At 69.3% G+C, this 19085-nt stretch carries 13 protein-coding genes; 4 read left to right on the top strand and 9 right to left on the bottom strand.

Annotated elements, in window-relative coordinates; all coding sequences use genetic code 11:
- Position 1: 1 nt before the first annotated feature.
- A complete protein-coding gene (locus tag ACZ6O0_RS04970) occupies positions 2-1993 on the bottom strand; it encodes a primary-amine oxidase (RefSeq protein WP_465764061.1) in 1992 nt (663 codons plus the stop codon).
- Between ACZ6O0_RS04970 and ACZ6O0_RS04965 the strand changes: the two genes are divergently transcribed.
- Positions 1992-3437 carry a gamma-aminobutyraldehyde dehydrogenase gene (locus ACZ6O0_RS04965; protein WP_465763499.1) on the top strand — a complete coding sequence of 482 codons (1446 nt, stop codon included), beginning with the start codon at positions 1992-1994 and terminating at the stop codon, positions 3435-3437. The genes ACZ6O0_RS04970 and ACZ6O0_RS04965 overlap by 2 nt on opposite strands.
- Here the strand turns inward: ACZ6O0_RS04965 and lysA are convergent.
- The 6 genes from lysA to ACZ6O0_RS04935 all read right to left on the bottom strand — a co-directional run bounded on the left by lysA (position 3434) and on the right by ACZ6O0_RS04935 (position 10752).
- Positions 3434-4681: a diaminopimelate decarboxylase gene (gene lysA / locus ACZ6O0_RS04960; RefSeq protein WP_465763498.1), complete on the bottom strand. Its 1248-nt coding sequence runs from the start codon at positions 4679-4681 to the stop codon at positions 3434-3436. The two genes, ACZ6O0_RS04965 and lysA, sit on opposite strands and share 4 nt — an antisense overlap.
- Positions 4678-6033: a pyridoxal phosphate-dependent decarboxylase family protein gene (locus ACZ6O0_RS04955; protein ID WP_465763497.1), complete on the bottom strand. Its 1356-nt coding sequence runs from the start codon at positions 6031-6033 to the stop codon at positions 4678-4680. Before ACZ6O0_RS04955 ends, lysA begins: the two co-directional genes overlap by 4 nt.
- Before the next feature lie 12 nt (positions 6034-6045).
- Complete coding sequence (locus ACZ6O0_RS04950) at positions 6046-6966, bottom strand: universal stress protein (RefSeq protein ID WP_465763496.1); 921 nt, start codon at positions 6964-6966, stop codon at positions 6046-6048.
- Entirely contained in the window at positions 6963-8417 is a 1455-nt protein-coding gene (locus tag ACZ6O0_RS04945; RefSeq protein WP_465763495.1) for an amino acid permease, read from the bottom strand. The genes ACZ6O0_RS04950 and ACZ6O0_RS04945 overlap by 4 nt, the downstream gene beginning before the upstream one ends.
- A gap of 91 nt (positions 8418-8508) precedes the next feature.
- A complete protein-coding gene (gene speB, locus ACZ6O0_RS04940) occupies positions 8509-9534 on the bottom strand; it encodes an agmatinase (protein WP_465763494.1) in 1026 nt (341 codons plus the stop codon).
- Positions 9535-9558: 24 nt separating this feature from the next.
- Positions 9559-10752: a serine hydrolase domain-containing protein gene (locus ACZ6O0_RS04935; RefSeq protein ID WP_465763493.1), complete on the bottom strand. Its 1194-nt coding sequence runs from the start codon at positions 10750-10752 to the stop codon at positions 9559-9561.
- A 17-nt stretch (positions 10753-10769) separates the two neighbouring features.
- Here ACZ6O0_RS04935 and ACZ6O0_RS04930 point away from each other — a divergent pair, with 17 nt between their 5' ends.
- The gene (locus ACZ6O0_RS04930; protein ID WP_465763492.1) at positions 10770-11816 is read left to right on the top strand and encodes a serine hydrolase domain-containing protein; all 1047 of its coding nucleotides are present in this window, start codon (positions 10770-10772) and stop codon (positions 11814-11816) included.
- 1 nt (position 11817) lies between these two features.
- On the opposite strand, the gene ACZ6O0_RS04925 is transcribed toward ACZ6O0_RS04930, so the two are convergent.
- Entirely contained in the window at positions 11818-12720 is a 903-nt protein-coding gene (locus ACZ6O0_RS04925) for a serine hydrolase domain-containing protein (protein WP_465763491.1), read from the bottom strand.
- Positions 12721-12811: 91 nt separating this feature from the next.
- Between ACZ6O0_RS04925 and ACZ6O0_RS04920 the strand changes: the two genes are divergently transcribed.
- Entirely contained in the window at positions 12812-14251 is a 1440-nt protein-coding gene (locus ACZ6O0_RS04920; RefSeq protein WP_465763490.1) for a biotin carboxylase, read from the top strand.
- 178 nt (positions 14252-14429) lie between these two features.
- Here the strand turns inward: ACZ6O0_RS04920 and ACZ6O0_RS04915 are convergent, their stop codons facing one another.
- Positions 14430-14765: a hypothetical protein gene (locus ACZ6O0_RS04915; protein WP_465763489.1), complete on the bottom strand. Its 336-nt coding sequence runs from the start codon at positions 14763-14765 to the stop codon at positions 14430-14432.
- Between the two features lie 64 nt (positions 14766-14829).
- On the opposite strand from ACZ6O0_RS04915, the gene ACZ6O0_RS04910 reads away from it, so the two are divergent.
- Positions 14830-18261, top strand: coding sequence for an error-prone DNA polymerase (locus tag ACZ6O0_RS04910; RefSeq protein ID WP_465763488.1), 3432 nt, complete (start codon positions 14830-14832; stop codon positions 18259-18261).
- Positions 18262-19085 lie beyond the last annotated feature (824 nt).

Below are 19085 nucleotides of genomic sequence, written 5' to 3'. Positions count from 1 at the left end.
GCTATCCGTCGTGCCCGGGGTGACCGCAGACCTCGCCGTCGGCCTTCGCCGTCGGCGCCACGTCGATCGACGGGTTCTGGTCGAAGAAGCCGAACGGTTTGAGCCAGAACGCGACCGTGTCGGCCGGCATCACCGGCCAGTCCTCGATCCGGGTGACGTGATGGATGCCGAACACGTACCAGAGCACCACATCGGTGTTCTCCAGCTCCTCGTCGTCCGCGATCCACCGGGTCATCCCGTCGTCGACCGTCGACTGGGTCGGGTAGTCCCCGCACGGCCAGCGTTCCTCCTCGTGCTGCCGGGTCACCCAGACGGTGTGCCCGATCACCGGGGCGCGCAGGTACTGCGGGGTCTCCGGATCCATCAGCGGCGGGATCGACGCGCTCGGCACGAGTTTGTACGCCGGGTTCGTGCCGACGGCGTTCACCCGGTTCGGGTTGACCACCTTCCAGGATCGCTGGGTGGACCAATTGAAGTCGCGGGCCGCCTCGGACTCGGAGCGGATCGGGGTCGCCTCGGTGACGACCGCGAGCCCGTACGGGTTGTCCGCCGAGACCGGCAGCGCCCGGGAATCGACCTCCTGGACCGTGTTCCCGTCGCCGTCCACGTCGAGATCGAGCCGCGCGACCAGGAAGTGCTGGTGGAACGGCGCATACGTTTGTTTGTCGACCACGGTCCCGGTCGGTGGCGGCGTACCGCCGGCGGCGAACGGCGTGGTCACCATCAGGCCGGTCGCCCGGACCTCGCACTCGATGTTCCCGTCCTGGTAGAAACGCCAATAGATCAGGTACTCGTAGTTCGCCACGGTCGCGTGGCAGGACACGACCATGCGGCGCATCCGGCGGACCTCGGCGCCGGCGGTGTGGTCGACGTGCTTCCAGAGGACGGCGTTGTCCTCCTCGTGCAGGCAGATCGCGTTCTTGATCGTGAACGGCTCGCCGTGCGTGTCGTGCAGGACGGCGTCCAGGTAGACGATCTCGCCGAGACAGTCGCAGCCGAGCTCGAGCGACGTGGTCATGAACCCGAGACCCCATTCGCCGATGTCGAACGCCGTACGCCGGTAGTGGTCGAACGACGTGTCACGGTAGGGGACCACCATCTCGGTGAACGACATCCGGTAGGCGATCTCGCGGTCGTCGTAGGTGACCTGGTAGATGACCGGCCCTTCCCGGTGGTTGAAGCCGAGTCGCATCGACCAGTTCTGCCACTTCAGCTCGGTGCCGTCGACGGTGAACGACACGCCCTCCGGCTGGGTGACCTCCAGCGGCTTGAGATCGGTGCGCAACGAGCCGGACCACACACCGGGCGCGTACTCCGCGTCGACCTCCGGCTGCCCGTGGTCATGATCGTTCTCGAGCTCGAGGAGTTCGAGGGTGTTCATGTCGACGACCACCTTGAGGCCGGACACCGGGTGCGCGTACGGGTTGCCGTCGGGGGTCTCGCGGTACCAGATGTCGCACCAGCCGAGCCGCCGGTCGCGGTACTTCTCCGGCATCAGGGCCTTGCCGTACGTCCAGACCTCGATCAAGACCAGGGACAGGTCGGTGATGCCACGCTCGGCCAGTGCGGCGATCACCGCGGGGTGGGCGCGCATCGCCTCGTCGACCTCGTGGTACTCGTCGGCGGTGAAGTTCGGCGTCACCCCGGGGACCTGCGTCCACGACACCACCCGGTCGCCGGTCAGGTCGACGACGGCCTCCCAGGTCTGGTTGTCGGCCCGGTTCCACAGGACGGTGAACGCCGTCCGCGGAATGTCGTCACCGGGCCGCCACTCCTTGACGGCGGCCTTGTCCGGCTCGAGCAACTCGATCGCCGCGAACCGCCAGGATCCACCGAGTTCCTCGTCCCGGCGCAGGATCGCGGCGGTCCGCCGGAACTCGTGCTCGTCCAGTGGCTCGAGTGGATGAGTCGCCATGGCCTTCTCCTCCTCAGTGGGTGAGCCTAGATTGAGGGCACGGGGGACGATTCGGTTGCCGCGCGAGGGGGTTGTCATGCCGGACAAGAAGGTCTTCCACAACGTCATCGACGGCAAGGTCCAGGCCGCCGCGTCGGGGGCGATGATGGATATCGTCAACCCGTCCACCGGTGAGGTCTACGCGTCCGCGCCGAACTCGGACGAGCACGACGTCGACCAGGCCTTCCGGGCCGCGGCGTCGGCGTTCGAGACCTGGCGCTGGTCGACGCCGAGCGAGCGGCAGCACGCGCTGCTGAAGCTCGCCGACGTGATCGAGGCCGGCGCCGAGGAACTGATCGCGATCGAGAGCGAGAACACCGGCAAGCCGGTCGCGCTGACCCGGTCCGAGGAGATCCCGCCGATGGTCGACCAGATCCGCTTCTTCGCGGGCGCGGCCCGGGTGCTGGAGGGCAAGTCGTCCGGCGAGTACATGCGCGGGTTCACCTCGTCGATCCGGCGGGAGCCGATCGGCCCGATCGCCCAGGTGGCGCCCTGGAACTACCCGATGATGATGTCGGTCTGGAAGTTCGCGCCCGCACTGGCCGCCGGGAACACGGTCGTCCTGAAGCCGTCCGACACGACCCCGGCGTCGTCGTACTGGATGGTCGAGCGGATGCAGGAGATCTTCCCGCCCGGCGTCTGCAACCTGGTCTGCGGCGACCGTGACACCGGGGCCGCGCTGACCAGGCACAAAGTCCCGCAGCTGGTCTCGATCACCGGGTCGACCCGGGCCGGGATGGCTGTCGCGATGGCGGCCGCGGCCGACGTGAAACGGGCCCATCTCGAGCTCGGCGGCAAGGCGCCGGTGGTGGTCTTCGACGATGCCCAGATCACGGCCGCGATCGAGGGCATCTCGGTGGCCGGCCTGTTCAACGGCGGCCAGGACTGTACGGCGGCCACCCGGGTGCTCGTGCAGCAAGGCATCTACGACGAGTTCGTGCAGGAGCTGACCGACGCGGCCCAGCAGACGCGGACCGGCTACGACCCCACCGACGAGGACATCCTGTACGGGCCGATCAACAACGCCAACCAGCTCGGGCACGTGGCCGGCCTGGTCGACCGGGCTCCCGAGCACGCCCGGGTGACCACCGGCGGTCACCGGATCGGCGAGCGGGGTTACTTCTACGAGCCGACGATCGTCGCCGACCTGCGGCAGGACGACGAGCTGATCCGGACCGAGATCTTCGGCCCGGTCCTGACCGTGCAGAAGTTCGCGGACGAGGACGAGGGCCTCCGGATGGCGAACGACAGCGAGTACGGCCTGGCCTCCTCGGTGTGGACCACCAACGTCAACACCGCGGCCCGGATGTCCGCCCGGCTCGACTTCGGCTGTGTCTGGGTGAACACGCACATCCCGCTGATCGCCGAGATGCCGCACGGCGGCTTCAAGCACTCGGGCTACGGCAAGGACCTGTCGATGTACGGACTCGAGGACTACACGCGGATCAAGCACGTCATGCTCCATCACGGCTTCGAGGGTTAGTCCACGTCCCTTGCCATCAGGTCGTCCCACGTCTCGCGCCGTACGACGAGACGTGGGACCCCGTCGTTCGCGAAGACCACCGGGATCCGGCGGTTGCCGTTGTAGTTGTTCGCCATCGTGTAGCAGTACGCGCCCGTCGCGGGCACGGCCAGCAGGTCGCCCACGCGCGGATCCGCCAGCGGTACGCCGTCCACCAGGACGTCACCGCTCTCGCAGTGCCGGCCGACCACGGTCACGGTCTCCGACGGACCGTCGAAGCGACCCACGATGCCCGCCTCGAACCGCTGCTCGAACAACGCGACCTCCAGGTTGTCGCCCATGCCGCCGTCCACCGCGACGAACGTGATGACGCCCCGCTTCACCGTGGTGACCCGGTAGATCGTGGTCGCCGCCGTACAGACCATGCTGCGTCCCGGCTCGATGATGAGCTGCGCCGCCGCCGGGAGGTGCTGCTTCGCCGCGCCGATCAGGGCGTTGAGGTACGTCGCCACCGAGGGCGGCTCGTCGGCCCAGGTGTACCGGGCGCCGAGCCCGCCGCCCAGGTCGTACACCTCGAACTCGCCGAGGCGCGCGACCGGTGCGACCGACTCCGCGAACGGCTTGGCGTCGAGGATCTGCGAGCCGACGTGGACGTGCAGCCCGCGCATCCGCAGCCGCGGGCTGTGCTCGATCCGCTGGATCAGCCGGGCCGCGTCGGGCGGCGCGAGACCGAACTTCGAGCCCTCGTGACCGGTCAGCACGTGCGCGTGCGTGTCCGCGGTGACACCCGGGATGATGCGCACCAGCACGTCCTGCGGGCGGCCGGTCGCCTCCAGCCGGTCGACGTCGTCGGCGTTGTCCACCACGACCAGGCCGATGCCGTTCTCGACCGCGAGCGCGATCTCCTCGTCGCTCTTCGCGTTGCCGTGCAGCACGATCAGCGCCGGATCGACACCGGCCTTCAGCGCGGTGAGGATCTCGCCGCCGCCCGCGACATCCAGGCCGAGTCCTTCCTCGACCATCACCCGCTGGATCGCCGTACACGGGAAGGCTTTGGAGGCGAACACCACGCGGGAGTTCGGCCAGCGCTTTTCGAGCTCCTCGCGGTACTCGCGGGCACGGGCCCGGAGTGCTTCCTCGGCGACCACGAGGACGGGCGTACCGAACTCGGTGGCGAGGTCGTCCGCGCGGCAGCCGCCGACGACCACGGTGCCGTCGGCATCGAGCCGGCTGCCGGCCGGGAACAGCGAGAGCAGGTCGTTCATGGTGCGGTCCGGGCCAGCACCTCGCGGACCACGTCCAGGCCGGTGTCGGGATGCAGGAAGGCGAACCGGCCGATCGTCTCACCCTCCCACTTGCTCGGCGGGATGAACGCGACCTCGTCCTCGTGCAGTTGCTGCGCCCACTTGTCGTAGTCCTCGCCCGACCAGCCCAGCCGGCGGAACAGCACGATACCGAGGTCGGGCTCGCGGATCAGTTCGAGGTGCGGCGCGGCCTTGATCAGCTCGGCGGTCTCCTTGGCAAGCCGGGCCGCGGCCTCGATCGCCTCCCGGTAGGCCTCGACGCCGTACACCGCGAGCGAGAACCAGAGCGGCAGACCGCGGGCCCGACGGGTCAGGTGGTGGGCGTAGTCGGTCGGGTTCCACTCGCCGTCGGACACGTGGATGACGTCCAGGTACGACGCGTCCTGGATGTGCGTGGCCCGCGCGAGGTCGGGATCGCGGTAGAGCAGGGCACAGCAGTCGAACGGCGTGAACAGCCACTTGTGCGGGTCGAGGATGAACGAGTCGGCCTGCTCGAGTCCGTCGTACTTCGGCCGGAGCGAGCGCGCGAAGATGCCGGAGCCGCCGTACGCGCCGTCGACGTGGAACCACCAGCCGTGCTCGTGGGCGAGCGCGCCGCAGCCGGCCAGGTCGTCGATGATGCCGGCGTTGGTGGTGCCCGACGTACACACCAAGGCGGCGATGTCTGACGGGTCGGGATCGGCGGCGACCGCGGCCCGGACGGTGTCGGCGGTGAGCCGGTGGTCGGGCGTGTCGACGACGAGGGCGTCGAGTTCCAGCAGCCGCAGGGTGTTGACGATCGAGGAGTGCGCGTCGGTGCCGACGACGACCCGCAGTCTCCGGTCGGAGCCGAGCCGCTTCTTCGCGGTCTCCCGGGCGACCGCGAGCGCGGACAGGTTGCCGGCCGATCCGCCCGAGACGAAGCAGCCGCCGGCGTCGGCGGGCAGGCCGGCCTCGTCGGCGATCAGCCGCAGCACGGTGTTCTCCGCGGCGATCGCGCCGGAGGCCTCCAGCCAGGAGATGCCCTGGATCGACGCGCAGGACACCAGCATGTCGAAGAGCAGGCTCGCCTTGGTCGGTGCGGCCGGGATGAACCCGAGGAACCGAGGGCTGTCGGCGGAGATCACGCTCGGCGCGATCACCGACGAGTACACCCCGAGCACCTCGTCCGGTTGCCGGGGAGCGTCGCGGATCAGGCCGTCGAGCCGTTCGTAGATCTCGTGCGCCGGCAGGGTGTTGCGGTCGAGTGGCACGGGGTTCATCCGCAGCCGGTTCTCGGCGTACGCGAGGACGCTGCGGACCATCTGCTCAGTCGTCTGGTCGACGTCGTGCATGATCGGTCCCTGTCAATCCGCTGCTGCTCGTTCGGCGAGTTCCTCGGCGCGGCCGCGCGGTACGACGACGACCGGGACGGGGGAGTGCCGCAGGATCTTCGTCGCCCGGGAGCCGAGGAACACCCGCGCGACCGGCCCGAGCTCACTCGACCCGACCAGCAGGACGTCACCCGGCTGCCAGCCGATCTCCTCGATCGCCTCCACCCAGCTGGATCCGGAACCGATCACCGTCTCGACCTGTCCCGGTCCGTCGGGCAGCTGCTTCACCTGTGCGAGCGTGGCGGTCACGGTCTTGTCCAGCTCCGCCCGCCATTCCTGCATGACCAGGTCCTCGGAGTCGGTCCCGAGCTGCGTCGTGTACGCCGGGCGGCTCCACACCGCGAAGGTTGCGATCCGCAACGACGCGCCCACGTCGGCCGCGACGGTCGCCCCGGCCAGCACCAGGTCCTCGGCGCTGTGCGTCCCGCCGAACGCCGCCGTCACCCGGACGGCCTTGGCGTCCGGAGGACACCGGAATCCTCGGGTAGCAAGGGCGAGCGAGACATGCGAGCTGTGCAGCAGCCGGTCCGTGACGCTGCCCAGCGCGATGTGCCCGAACACTCCGGCGGAGGAGGAACCGAGCACGATCAGCCGGGCGTCGTGCAGGTCGGCCATCTCCAGCAGGCCCGCCGGCGCCGAGCGGGCGCTGTGCCGGACGAACGCCGTGGGCACGTCGCCGGGTAGGAAGGACCTGGCCCGCTCGAGCGCCTGATCGGCTTCCTGGGCAAGGAATTCGCGGTACTCCGCGTCCACCCGGGCCATGCCGGGGATCCACGGCGCGGGGACGACCGTACACACGATCAGATCGTCGCCCGCGGACCGGGCCAGCATGGCCGCCAGGTGCAGGGCCGCCTTCCCCCGCTCGTCGGAGGCGTAGCCGACGATCATCGTCATGGCTGCGGTCCGTCCTCGTCGTGGATCAGCCCCACGTGCTCGTGCCGGCCGAGGTGCGAGTGCTTGAAGCCGTAGAAGAAGTACCAGGCCAGTGCGACCGCGACCCAGATCAGGAACACATAGATCGTCACGGCCCGCAGGTCCTTGATGATCCACAGACAGCCGAGGATCGACAGGATCGGCGTGACCGGATAGCCGGGCACCTTGAAGCCGCGCGGCAGCTCCGGATGGGTACGGCGCAACACCATCACGCCGATCGAGACCACCAGGAATGCGACCAGCGTGCCGATACTCGTCATCTCGGCGAGGAAGTTGATCGGGATCAACCCGGCCAGCAGGGCGATCAGCACGGCGACGATGATCGTGTTCGGCACCGGTGTGTGGGTCCGCGGGTTCACCTTGTGGAACAGCTCCGGGATCATCCCGTCGCGGGCCATCGCGAACAGGATGCGGGTCTGGCCGTAGATGACGATCAGCGTGACGCTGAAGATCGAGATCACCGCGCCGGCGGCGAGCACGGTGGCCGGCCAGGACGACCCGGTCACCTTCTCCAGGATCGCGGACAGCCCGGCCTCCTGGTTCTCGAACTCCCCGGACGGCTGCGCGGCCACCGCGACCAGCGTGACCAGGATGTAGAGCCCGGTGACGGTGACGAGGGCGATCAGGATCGCCAGCGGCATCGTCCGCCGCGGGTTCTTGACTTCCTCACCGGCGGTCGAGACGGCGTCCAGACCGATGTAGGAGAAGAAGATGATGCCGGCCGCGGAGGTGATCCCGCTCAGACCGAACGGCGCGAAGTTCGACAGGTTGTCGGAGTCCCAGCCCTGCAGCCCGAGGATGATGAACAGCAGCAGGACGCCGATCTTGATGCACACCATCACGGCGTTGGTCTTGGCCGACTCGCTCGCGCCGCGGATCAGCAGCAGCGTGCAGAGCGTGACCAGGATGACCGCGGGCAGGTTGAACACGCCGCCCTGCTCGGGCGCCTGCGACAGGCTGTCGGGGATCTGGAAGCCGAAGAGGTTGTCGAACAACTCGTTCAGGTACTGCGACCAGCCGACCGCGACGGCGGCCGCGGACACGCCGTACTCCAGCAGCAGGCAGGCGGCCACGCCGATGGCCGGCAGCTCACCGAGGGTCGCGTAGGCGTACGAGTACGACGAACCCGAGACGGGGACCGCACTCGCCAGCTCGGCGTAGCAGATCGCGGTCAGTCCGGCCACCGCGCCCGCGATCACGAACGACCAGATCACCGCGGGACCCGCGACCGGCACGGCCTGCGCGAGAACGAAGAAGATACCGGTACCGATGGTGGCGCCGATACCGAACATGGAGAGCTGGAACAGTCCGATCGAGCGGACCAGTTCGCTCTGCCCGCTGTCGGTCCCGGTCTCCTGCGCCATCTCCGGAACCGGCTTGCGGCGGAACAACTGCCGTGCCGTCATCGCCATGGTGCCTCCCCTCGACGGAGGTGCCCGACCGTCCCCGCCACCTCCACCCTTCTCTCGGAGTGTGGCACTCGGCAACCGCGCTGGGAACAGGTCAGTTCGGCTTTGGTCGGTCACTTAACAAAGGCTGCGTCGGATCCCACCGGGTCCCGTCCCGTTCGTCCTGGCGTTTCCGCGCGATCGCGGACACAGCCTCCAGCACCACCCGGTTGGCCAGCGCCGCGGTGATGTCGGCGTGGTCGTACGGCGGGCTCACCTCGACGACATCCATCCCGGCCACGGGCAGCTCGAGACAGATCCGGCGTACGGCGTCCAGCAGTTGACGGGCCGTCAGTCCACCGGGCTCCGGGGTCCCGGTCCCGGGGGCGTGGCCGGGATCGCAGACGTCGATGTCGACGGACAGGAAGACCGCGTCGCACTCGTCGGTGGCGATCGCGAACGCCTCGGTCAGGCACTCCTCCAGGCCGCGGTGCACGATCTCGGTCATCTCGTAGGACCGCATGTTCTGCAGGGCCATCCAGTCCAGCGTGTCCGGCGGCGGCCAGTACCCCCGCAGACCGATCTGCAGGAAGCGGTCGCCGCGCAGCGCGCCGGACTCGATCAGCCGGCGCATCGGCTGCCCATGCCCCCACAGCGAGCCGAACTCGATGTCCCCGGTGTCCGCGTGCGCGTCGAAGTGGATCATCGACACCCGGCCGTGGCCGAGCACGTTCGCGACGCCCTTCGCGTCCGGGAACGCGATCGAGTGGTCACCGCCGAGCACGATCGGGATCGCCCCCGTGCGGGTCACCTTCTCGACCGCGGCCTCGAGCGCGGGCAGCGCGACCTCGATGTCACCGGAGTACATCTCCACGTCGCCGGCGTCGACCACGTTCAGGTCGACCAGACCGTCGGTGCGCAGCGCCAGGCTCGGCCGCGAGCCGTCGTGGCCGAGGTAGTCCCGCATCCGGATCGCCATCGGCCCGAACCGGGCCCCCGGCCGGTGCGAGGTCCCGCCGTCGAACGGCGCCCCCAGGATGACCACCTGCGCGTCCGCGTACGACGCCGGATCGTCCAGATCACAGACCGGGACCCCGAGGAAGGTGAAGTCCGGGCCGAACTGCTGGCCGTAGCGGCTCATCCCCGGAGTTTCGCAGCCCGGCCCTCAAGCGTCCAGACGCGCGCCGATCGCCGCGAAGGTCCGCAGGGTGTCGATCAGGTACGTCGCGTTCTGCGGGTCCGGCCAGCTCGACAGCTTCACGCCGACGGTCCGGGTCTCGCGGTGGACGTAGACCATCTGGCCGTGAATCCCCAAGCAGACAAGGGCTGTGCCGCGATGGTTCGGCACGAACCAGAACTGGTTGCGGTACCACCCGCCCGGAAGGATGGGCTCGTTGTCGGTGCCCGCGAACGCCTCCCGGACGTCGGCAGGCGGCTGCCACGCGTCCGTGAGCCACTTGGCCGGCACGACCTTGCCGCCGTCGTCGAGCAGCAGCTGCCCGAACCGGGCCAGATCCCGGGCGATCGCGGAGATCCCGCCGTCGTGGACCGCGGAGCCGACCGGGTCGCAGGTGATGTCGGCGTCCTGCTCGGCGCCCATCGGGATCCAGATCAGGCTCGACACGAGATCCGCCATCCGGGTCCCGGCCGCGCGCTCACAGACCCAGCCGAGCAGGTCGGTGTCGGCCGATCGGTACGTGAACGACCCGCCGTGGTCGGCCGCCGTACCGAGCGTGGTCAGGTAGCGGTACATGCCGACCGGATCGCCGTCCAGACTCGGCCGCCAGCCCATCGACCGCTCCATCACCCGGACCTCGGAGTCGGCGGCCTGGTAGGTCTCGCTGAACGCCACACCGGTCCGCATGTCGAGGAGATGGCGCACGGTGGCACCGGCGTACCCGCTGGTCGCGACCTCCGGGACGTAGTCCGTCACCTCCGCCTCGACGTCGAGTACGCCGCGGTCGGCGAGGATCCCGGCGACACAGCCGACGATCGACTTGCTCACCGACATCAGCAGATGCGGCGTGTGCGGAGTCATGCCGGCCAGATACTGCTCCTCGACGACGCGGCCGTCGTGGAGCACGATCAGCGCGTCGGTCCAGGTATCGGCGAACACTCCGCCCGCGCGCGTGGTCGATCCGTCGAGGCGGCGGACCGGGGTGGCCTCGACCGTCGGATCGAGGGCGGTGGTCAGCGTACGGACGCGGTCCGGATCGGCCGGGATGGCGTGCGTCGGCATCAGTTCGCGCATGTGCCGGAAGGCCCAGCGCACGTTCGGCGGTTCCTGCCAGCCGGCCAGGTCGACGAGAGTCTCGTCCGACGGCGGGAAGCCGGTCATCCGGTCGTCGGTGGCACCCATGCGACTACCATCGCATCATGCTCTGGCCGGGCACACTGCCGACCCAGCGTGTCTCCCGCGGGGACGGCCCGGTCCGGGTGCTCCCGTCGCGGCCGGCCGATGTGCTCGCGATCCCGGTCACCCGGTACGACGGCACGCGGGCGACCGTGGCCGACGTACTGGCGGACACGCACACCGATGCGTTCGTGATCGCGCGGAACGGGGCGGTGGTGGCCGCGGGTGGGGTGGTGGATCAGCCGCAGGCGGTGTTCTCGATCACCAAGTCGGTCGTCGGCTGTATCGCCGGGATCCTGGCCGACCGCGGCGTACTCGATCTCGGGCTGCCTGTCACCCACTACGTGGGGGAGTTGGCCGGAAGCGGTTACAACGGTGCAACCGTGCGGGATGTGCTCGATATGCGCAGTGGGGTGCACTTCGAGGAGGACTACACGAACCCGCGATCCGATGTCCGGCGGCTGGACCAGTGGCTGGCGGACAAGCATCGCCTGTACGACTTCCTGACGGCATTGCGAGAGGAAGTACCACATGGGAGCCGCTTCCTGTATCGGTCGGCGGAGACCGACGTCCTCGGGTGGGTGTGCGAGCGCGCGGGGAACGCTCCGATGGCCGAGCTGGTGTCGTCGCTGGTGTGGGCACCACTGGGCGCGGAGCACGATGCCGAGCTCCTGACCGACGTGTCCGGGACCGCCGTTCACGACGGTGGTCTCGCGGTGACGGCCCTCGACCTGCTGCGCTTCGGACTGCTGCTGGCCGCGCAGCCGAAGTGGTTGCGCCGGGCATGGGCGGTCGACGCGCAGGCCCGCAAGGAGTTCCTCGCGTCACCGGCCGAGGTGTCCTTCCCCGGCGGCTGGTACCGCCAGCAGTTCTGGTTCCGCCCCTCCGCCCACGGCAATGTCCTGCTCTGCTTGGGAATCCACGGCCAGATGCTCTACGTCTGTCCCCGCACCCGCACGATCTGCGTCAAACTCTCCAACTGGCCCGACCCCCAGCACCCAACCCATCTGCAGGACACCCTGCGCGCCTTCGACGCCCTGACCCCGCTGCCGCGCAACTCGATCATCTGACTCACCCCAGCCGGTCGAGGATCAATTCGTGAATCGCGTCGAGTAGCTCCGCCTCCAGTTCCGAGTGTGCGGTGACCGTGACGGTGGTCCGTGTCCCGGGGCTGATGAGCGCGTATTGGCCGTAGCGGCCGTCCATCCGGTAGACACCGGCTCGATCGATCCAGACACCCAGCCCGTAGCCGAGCGTGAACCGCTCGCCCCAGTCGAGAGCGCTGGTGTCGACGCGCTCGGCGGGCATCCGCTGGACGTAGGTCGCCGGCAGGAGCTGTGCGCCTTCCCATTCGCCCTCCTGCAGCAGCAACCGGGCGAAGCGGGCGAGCTCCTCGGTGCGAAGGAAGAGATCGCTCTCGGCGAACGGGTAACCGCGGGGACAGGTGTGCCACGGCGGGTTGTGCAGGTCCAGCGGTGCGAACAGGCGTGGCAGGAGATACGCGCGTACGTCGGATCCGGTCACGCGCTCGACGAGTCGGCCGACGGCGTACACGCCCGAACCGGTGTAGGCGAACCGGCTCCCGGGCACGGCGTCGAGCGGCGCGGCAACGATCTCCTGGAGCAGGTCCGGCGCCTCGATACGCTCGTCGGCGAACCACTCGTGGCTCGTCCCGCTGGTCATCGTCATCAACTGGCGCACCGTGAGGTTCTCGACCCCGTCCGCGGCCACGGGCCGGAGCTCGGGGAAATGGTCGAGGAGGCGGTCGTCGAGCGTGAGACGTCCCTCGGCCTCCGCGAGGCCGACCGCGACCGAGGTGAACGTCTTCGCGACCGAGTAGAGGTTCACCCGGTCGTCGGATCGGACCCGGCGCTCGATCGGCGGTTCGCCCTCGCGGTACAGGTGAACCCCGTACACGCCCAGACCTCGCTCGCGATCGGCGCGGAGGAAGTCGTCGAGAACGTCGTCGCGCACCGTCGCACCGTACCTCCGCGAAGCATCCAGGACCATGACAGAACGGCTGCGCGGCCCTACTGTGAAATGGGACCAGGGGAGGGGTGGGGCGATGAACCAGAAGCTGAACGGTATCGCCGAGATCCGCACGTTCTTCCGGACCAACACCCAGCCGATCTACTTCTTCGGGCCGACCGCGTTCAACCTGCTCGGCATCGACCGCTGGGTGCGCAACTTCCAGTACGTCGTCTACTACGACTCCTGGGACGGCGCCCACCCGCGGGTGTTCGCGCCGAAGGACCAGCCGTACGTCGAGTTCGAGTCCAGCGAGCAGATCAACAATTACCTGCTCCGCGACCCCGAGGTGCAGGCGCATCTGCGCAAGCGCGGCGGGACGCCGATGATCGTGATGGTGTTCTTCGACGAGGAGACCGAGGAGATCTGCCGGGAGCTCGGCTACCGGCTGATCATGCCCTCGGACGAGCTGCGCCGCCGGCTCGACTCGAAGATCGTCACCACCCGGCTCGGCGAAGAAGCCGGCGCGCCGTCGGTGCCCAACGTGATCGGCACCGCCTCGTCCTGGAAGGAGCTCAAGGAGCTCGCCGCCTCGCATGAGCTCGGGCGCGACCTGGTGGTGCAGACACCGTACGGCGACTCGGGTAAGACCACGTTCTTCATCACCGGGAAGAAGGACTGGGAGAAGTACACCGAGGACATCGTCGGCGAGCAGCTCAAGGTGATGAAGCGGATCGACAACAAGGCCGCCGCGGTCGAGGCCTGCATCACCCGGCACGGCACCATCGTCGGGCCGTTCATGACGGATCTGACCGGCTATCCCGAGCTCACGCCGTACAAGGGCGGCTGGTGCGGGAACGACCTCTTCCCGGAGGCGCTGACGCCGGTGCAGCGGGCGCTCGCGATCGACCACGTGCAACGGCTCGGCGACCGGCTCGCCCGCGAGGGGTACCTGGGCTTCCTCGAGATCGACGTCCTCGTCGACCTGGCGACCGACGAGGTGTATCTCGGGGAGCTGAACCCGCGGATCTCCGGTGCCTCGTCGATGACGAACGTGACCGCCGGGGCGTACGCCGACGTACCGCTGTTCCTGTTCCACCTGCTCGAGTTCATGGACGCCGACTATGTGGTCGACGTGACCGAGATCAACGAGCGCTGGCGCGAGCTGGCCGCGGTCGACGTCTGGGCCCAGCTGATCATGAAGGAGCCGGCCGACGAGGTCGAGCGGATCCTGGCCGCACCGCGGACCGGGACCTGGCACCTGGACGAGGACGGCCGGCTCGAGTTCGTTGGCGTGAGCAACGACTGGCACGACGTGACGCACGAGGACGAGGCGTTCTTCCTGCGCGTCTACGGCCCCGGCGACTACCGCTTTAAAGGCGCCGACCTCGGCATCCTGGTCACCAAGGGCCGCATGCAGACCCGCGAAGGCCTCACCCCCCGCTGCCGCCACTACATCAGCGGCATCCGCTCCCACTACACCTCCGAACCCCTCGCCGAGCCCCCCGCCCTCGTCCCGATCGGCTACGTCAAGTAGTTCCTTCCCACGCGTGCGACAGCAGTCGCTCCTACGTCGCGCCTGCCATGCGCGCTCCCACCCACCCACGGTTGCGCGCCACCGCGCTTCGCCGACTGCACCGTGGTCCCGGGGGAGGCGGTTGCGTGAGGTTGCCGGGCCGACGTGCACCGCCCGTGCATGTGCGGGGCTTGTTTACCTAGAGCGGTCTGAGGTCCGAGCCGGGGATCCAGGAGACGCGGCCGTCCTTGTCGCAGAAGCGGCCGAGCCACTCGCCGTTGTCGCGGATCCAGACGTCGAGCTCGCCGGTGGTCCACTCCGCCCGCTGGACCGGCTGGGCGGGGTCGATCTTGCGGACGGCGTCGGCCGGTCGCGGACCGTGAGCGTCGTACTGCACGTCGAGATCGCTGGCTACCCGGTAGGCCTCCGTTTCGTCGTCGATACCGATCGCACGCCACCCGTTGACCGCTCCGTCCCAGACGCCGAATCTGTTCGATCCGTCGTCGGACGGGCGCACCGTGAACCGACCAAGCATGTTTTCAGATTACCGCTTCTTCGAACACATGTTCTAGTCTTGATGTCGACGGGAGGTGTGTGCGATGGGCTACAACAATCCGCCGATCAAGTGGTCGGAGCTGGAGCGGAAGCTGTCGGACCGGTCCCGGCCGGGCAGTCACGGCGACCGGCCGGTGACGGCCGACGGCGGCGACAGCCCGGCGTGGTCGCAGCACCGCGGTCCGTATGTGCCTTCGAAGGCCGTCGCCGTCCGCCCGGAGCACGTGGTGCCCTACGCGGAGCTGCACGTGCATTCGAATTTCTCTTTCCTGGACGGCGCCTCCCAGCCTGAGGACCTGGTCGAGACCGCGGTCCGGCAGGGTCTGCACGCGCTGGCGCTGACCGATCACGACGGGTTCTACGGCGCGGCCCGGTTCGCCGAGGCCGCGGCGGCGTACTCGTTGCCCACGGTGTTCGGGGCGGAGCTGTCGCTCGGGCTGACCGGCCCGCAGAACGGCGTGGCCGACCCCGAGGGCAGCCACCTGCTGGTGCTGGCGGAGGGGCAGGAGGGGTATCACAAGCTGGCCGGCGCGATCACCGAGGCGCAGCTGGCCGGCGGCGAGAAGGGCAAACCGGTCTACGACCTGGAGGAGCTGGCGGCGGCCGGCCGGGATCACTGGCTGATCCTGACCGGGTGCCGGAAGGGGCTGGTCCGGCAGGCGCTGGAGCTCGGTGGGCACGCCGACGGGCCGGCCGCGGCGGGGCGTGAGCTGGACCGGCTGACCGGGTTGTTCGGCCGGGACCGGGTAGTGGTCGAGCTGATCGACCATCACCTGCCCGCGGACACCAGCCGGAACCGGATCCTGGCCGGCCTGGCCGCCGACCGCCGCCTCCCGATAGTTGCCACGAACAACGTTCACTACGCCACCCCGGCGCGGCACAAGCTGGCCGCCGCGCTGGCCGCCGTCCGGGCCCGGCGGGACCTGGACACGATGGACGGCTGGCTGCCGCCGAGCGGGATGGCGTTCCTGCGCTCGGGAGAGGAGATGGCCGCCCGCTTCCACCGGTACGACGGGGCCGTGGCGCGGTCGGTGACCCTGGCCGACCAGCTGGCCTTCGACCTGGCCCGGGCGAAGCCGAAGCTGCCGTTGCGCGACGTACCCGACGGGCACGACCCGATGTCGTGGCTGCGGCATCTGACCTTCGAGGGCGCCGCCAAGCGATACGGGACCCGCGAGCAGCGCCCGGACGCGTACGAGCGGCTGGAGCGGGAGCTGGCCGTCATCGAGGAGAAGGAGTTCCCGGGGTACTTCCTGATCGTCGAGGACATCGTCCGGTTCGCGCACGGCCAGGGAATCCTCTGCCAGGGCAGGGGATCCGCGGCGAACTCGGCGGTCTGTTACGCGCTCGGGATCACCGCGGTGGACAGCATCCTCTACAACCTGCCGTTCGAGCGCTTCCTCGCCTCGACCCGGACCGAGGAGCCGGACATCGACGTCGACTTCGACTCGGACCGGCGCGAGGAGGTGATCCAGCACGTCTACCAGAAGTACGGTCGCCGCAACGCCGCCCAGGTGGCGAACGTGATCTCCTATCGTCCGAAGTCCGCCGTACGGGACATGGCGAAGGCCTTGGGGTATTCGGTCGGTCAGCAGGACGCGTGGTCGAAACAGGTGGACGGATGGAGCCCGGAGATCACCTCGACCGAGCACGACATCCCGCCGCAGGTGGTGACGATGGCGACCGAGTTGCTGAAGTTCCCACGGCACCTGGGGATCCACTCCGGCGGGATGGTGCTGACCGAGCGCCCGGTGGGGGAGGTGGTGCCGATCGAGCACGCCCGGATGGAGGACCGCACGGTCCTGCAGTGGGACAAGGACGACTGCGCCTGGATGGGGCTGGTGAAGTTCGACCTGCTCGGGCTCGGCATGCTGGCCGCGTTGCAGTACTGCATGGAGATGGTCCGCGAGCGGATCGGGGAGTCCTGGCTGCTGCACACGATCCCGAAGGAGGAGGCCGGAGTCTACGACCAGCTGTGCCGGGCGGACTCGGTGGGCGTGTTCCAGGTCGAGTCGCGGGCCCAGATGGCGACGCTGCCACGGCTGAAACCACGGAAGTTCTACGACCTGGTCACCGAGATCGCGCTGATCCGGCCCGGCCCGATCCAAGGCGGCGCGGTCCATCCGTACATCCGCCGCCGGACCGGTGAGGAGCCGGTCACCTACCTGCACCCGAAGCTGCGGCCGGTGCTGGAGCGGACCATGGGCGTGCCGCTGTTCCAGGAGCAGTTGATGCAGATGGCGATGGCGGTCGGCGAGATCGACGGGGACGAGGCCGATCTGCTCCGCCGCGCGATGGGATCCAAACGCGGGATCGAGAAGATCTCCTCCCTGAAGGACAAGCTGTACGCCGGGATGGCAGGCAACGGGATCACCGGGGACCTGGCCGACGAGATCTACGCCAAGATCGAAGCCTTCGCGAACTTCGGGTTCGCCGAGTCGCACTCGATCAGCTTCGCCCTGCTGGTCTACTCCAGCACCTGGCTGCGGCTGCACTACCCGGCCGCGTTCCTGGCCGCGCTGCTGCGAGCCCAGCCGATGGGGTTCTACTCACCCCAGTCCCTGGTCGCCGATGCCCGCCGTCACGGCGTGGAGGTGCGGCGACCACATCTGCACCTGTCCGGAGTCGACGCCGGGCTCGAGGTGCTGGTGGACGGGCAGGAGCTCAGCGGGCCGACCGGAAGTCCTTTGTGTCTGAAGGATCCGCAGCCGCTGGTCGGCCCGTTCGACCCGAAGGCGCCGTACGACACCACCCTGCATCGCCGCGACGGCGCGTTCTCGGTCCGGCTCGGGTTGTCCGAAGTACGCACGATCGGCGAGAAGGGCGCGAAGCTGATCGTCGAGGAGCGGGAGCGCGGTGGACCGTTCACCGAGATGGCCGACCTCGTCCGGCGTACCGGCATCACCGCGGCGCAGGTCGAGGCGCTCGCGACCGCGGGAGCCTTCGACTGCTTCGGCCTCGACCGACGGCAGGCGCTGTGGGAAGCCGGCCGCGCCGCCGAGGAACGGCCCGGTCAGCTGGCCGGGATTACCGCGGCCGGTCCACCACCGACCCTGCCCGGGATGAGCGACATCGAAGCCGACATGGCCGACCTGTGGTCCACCTCGATCACCACGACCAGTCACCCGATGCAGCGCGTCCGCGAACAACTCCGCGCCGAAGGCATCCTGTCCGCGGCCCAGCTCCGCCAGGCCCCCAACGGAGCCCGCGTCCGCGTCGCCGGCGTCGTCACCCACCGCCAGCGCCCCGCCACCGCCTCCGGCGTTACGTTCATGAACCTCGAGGACGAGACCGGCATGGCCAACATCGTCATCACCGTAGGCTGCTGGCACCGCCACGCCGCCGTAGCCCGCAACGCCGGCGCCCTCATCATCCGCGGCCGCGTCGAACGAGCCGGCGAAGTCACCAACCTCTCCGCCGACCACCTCCAACGCCTCCCCCTAGCCACCCGAACCCAATCCCGAGACTTCCGCTGACATCGGACACCGCTCCGCGGCGGCAGTCCCGTCAGCCGCCTCCGGCGGCGCGCGAACCGTGGACACGGCCCCACGCACTGGCGGACAGACCGTGGACGGTTGCATCGGTCACCGCTTCGCGGCGGCAGTCCTATCGGCCGCCTCCGGCGGCGCGCGAACCGGTGACACGCGCTGACGTGCTGGCGGACGGACTGTGGAGGGTTGGTAGCGGTCACCGCTGCGCGGCGGCTGCCTTATCAGCCGCCTCCGGCGGCGCGCGAACCGTGGACACGGCCGCACGCGCTGGCGGACAGACCGTGGACAGCTGGCAGCGGTCACCGCTGCGCGGCGGCTGTCATGTCGGCCGCCTTCGGCGGCGCGCGAACCGGTGACACGCGCTGACGTGCTGGCGGACCGACTGTGGACGGTTGGCAGCGGTCACCGCTGCGCGGCGGCTGTCCTGTCGGGCGCCTTCCGCGGCGCGCGAACCGGTGATGCGCGCCGGCGTGCTGGCGGATGGACTGTGGAGGGTTGGTAGCGGTCACCGCTGCGCGGCGGCTGCCTTGTCGGCCGCCTTCGGCGGCGCGCGAACCGTGGACACGGCCGCACGTACTGGCGGACAGATCGTGGAGGGTTGGCAGTCACCGTTGCGCGGCGGCTGTCCTGTCGGGCGCCTTCGGCGGGGCGCGAACCGGTGACACGCGCCGGCGTGCTGGCGGACGGACTGTGGATGGTAGGCGGCGGTCACCGCTGCGCGGCGGCAGTTCCATCGGCCGCCGGCGGCGTGCGGACCGTGGGCACAGGTCGCGTGCTCCGCGGACAGACTGTGGACGTGGAAGGCGGGT

Source organism: Kribbella sp. NPDC048837, assembly GCF_055586945.1.
The sequence above is the reverse complement of the archived record's forward strand: the minus strand, read 5'-3'. Positions and strand labels throughout refer to the sequence as shown.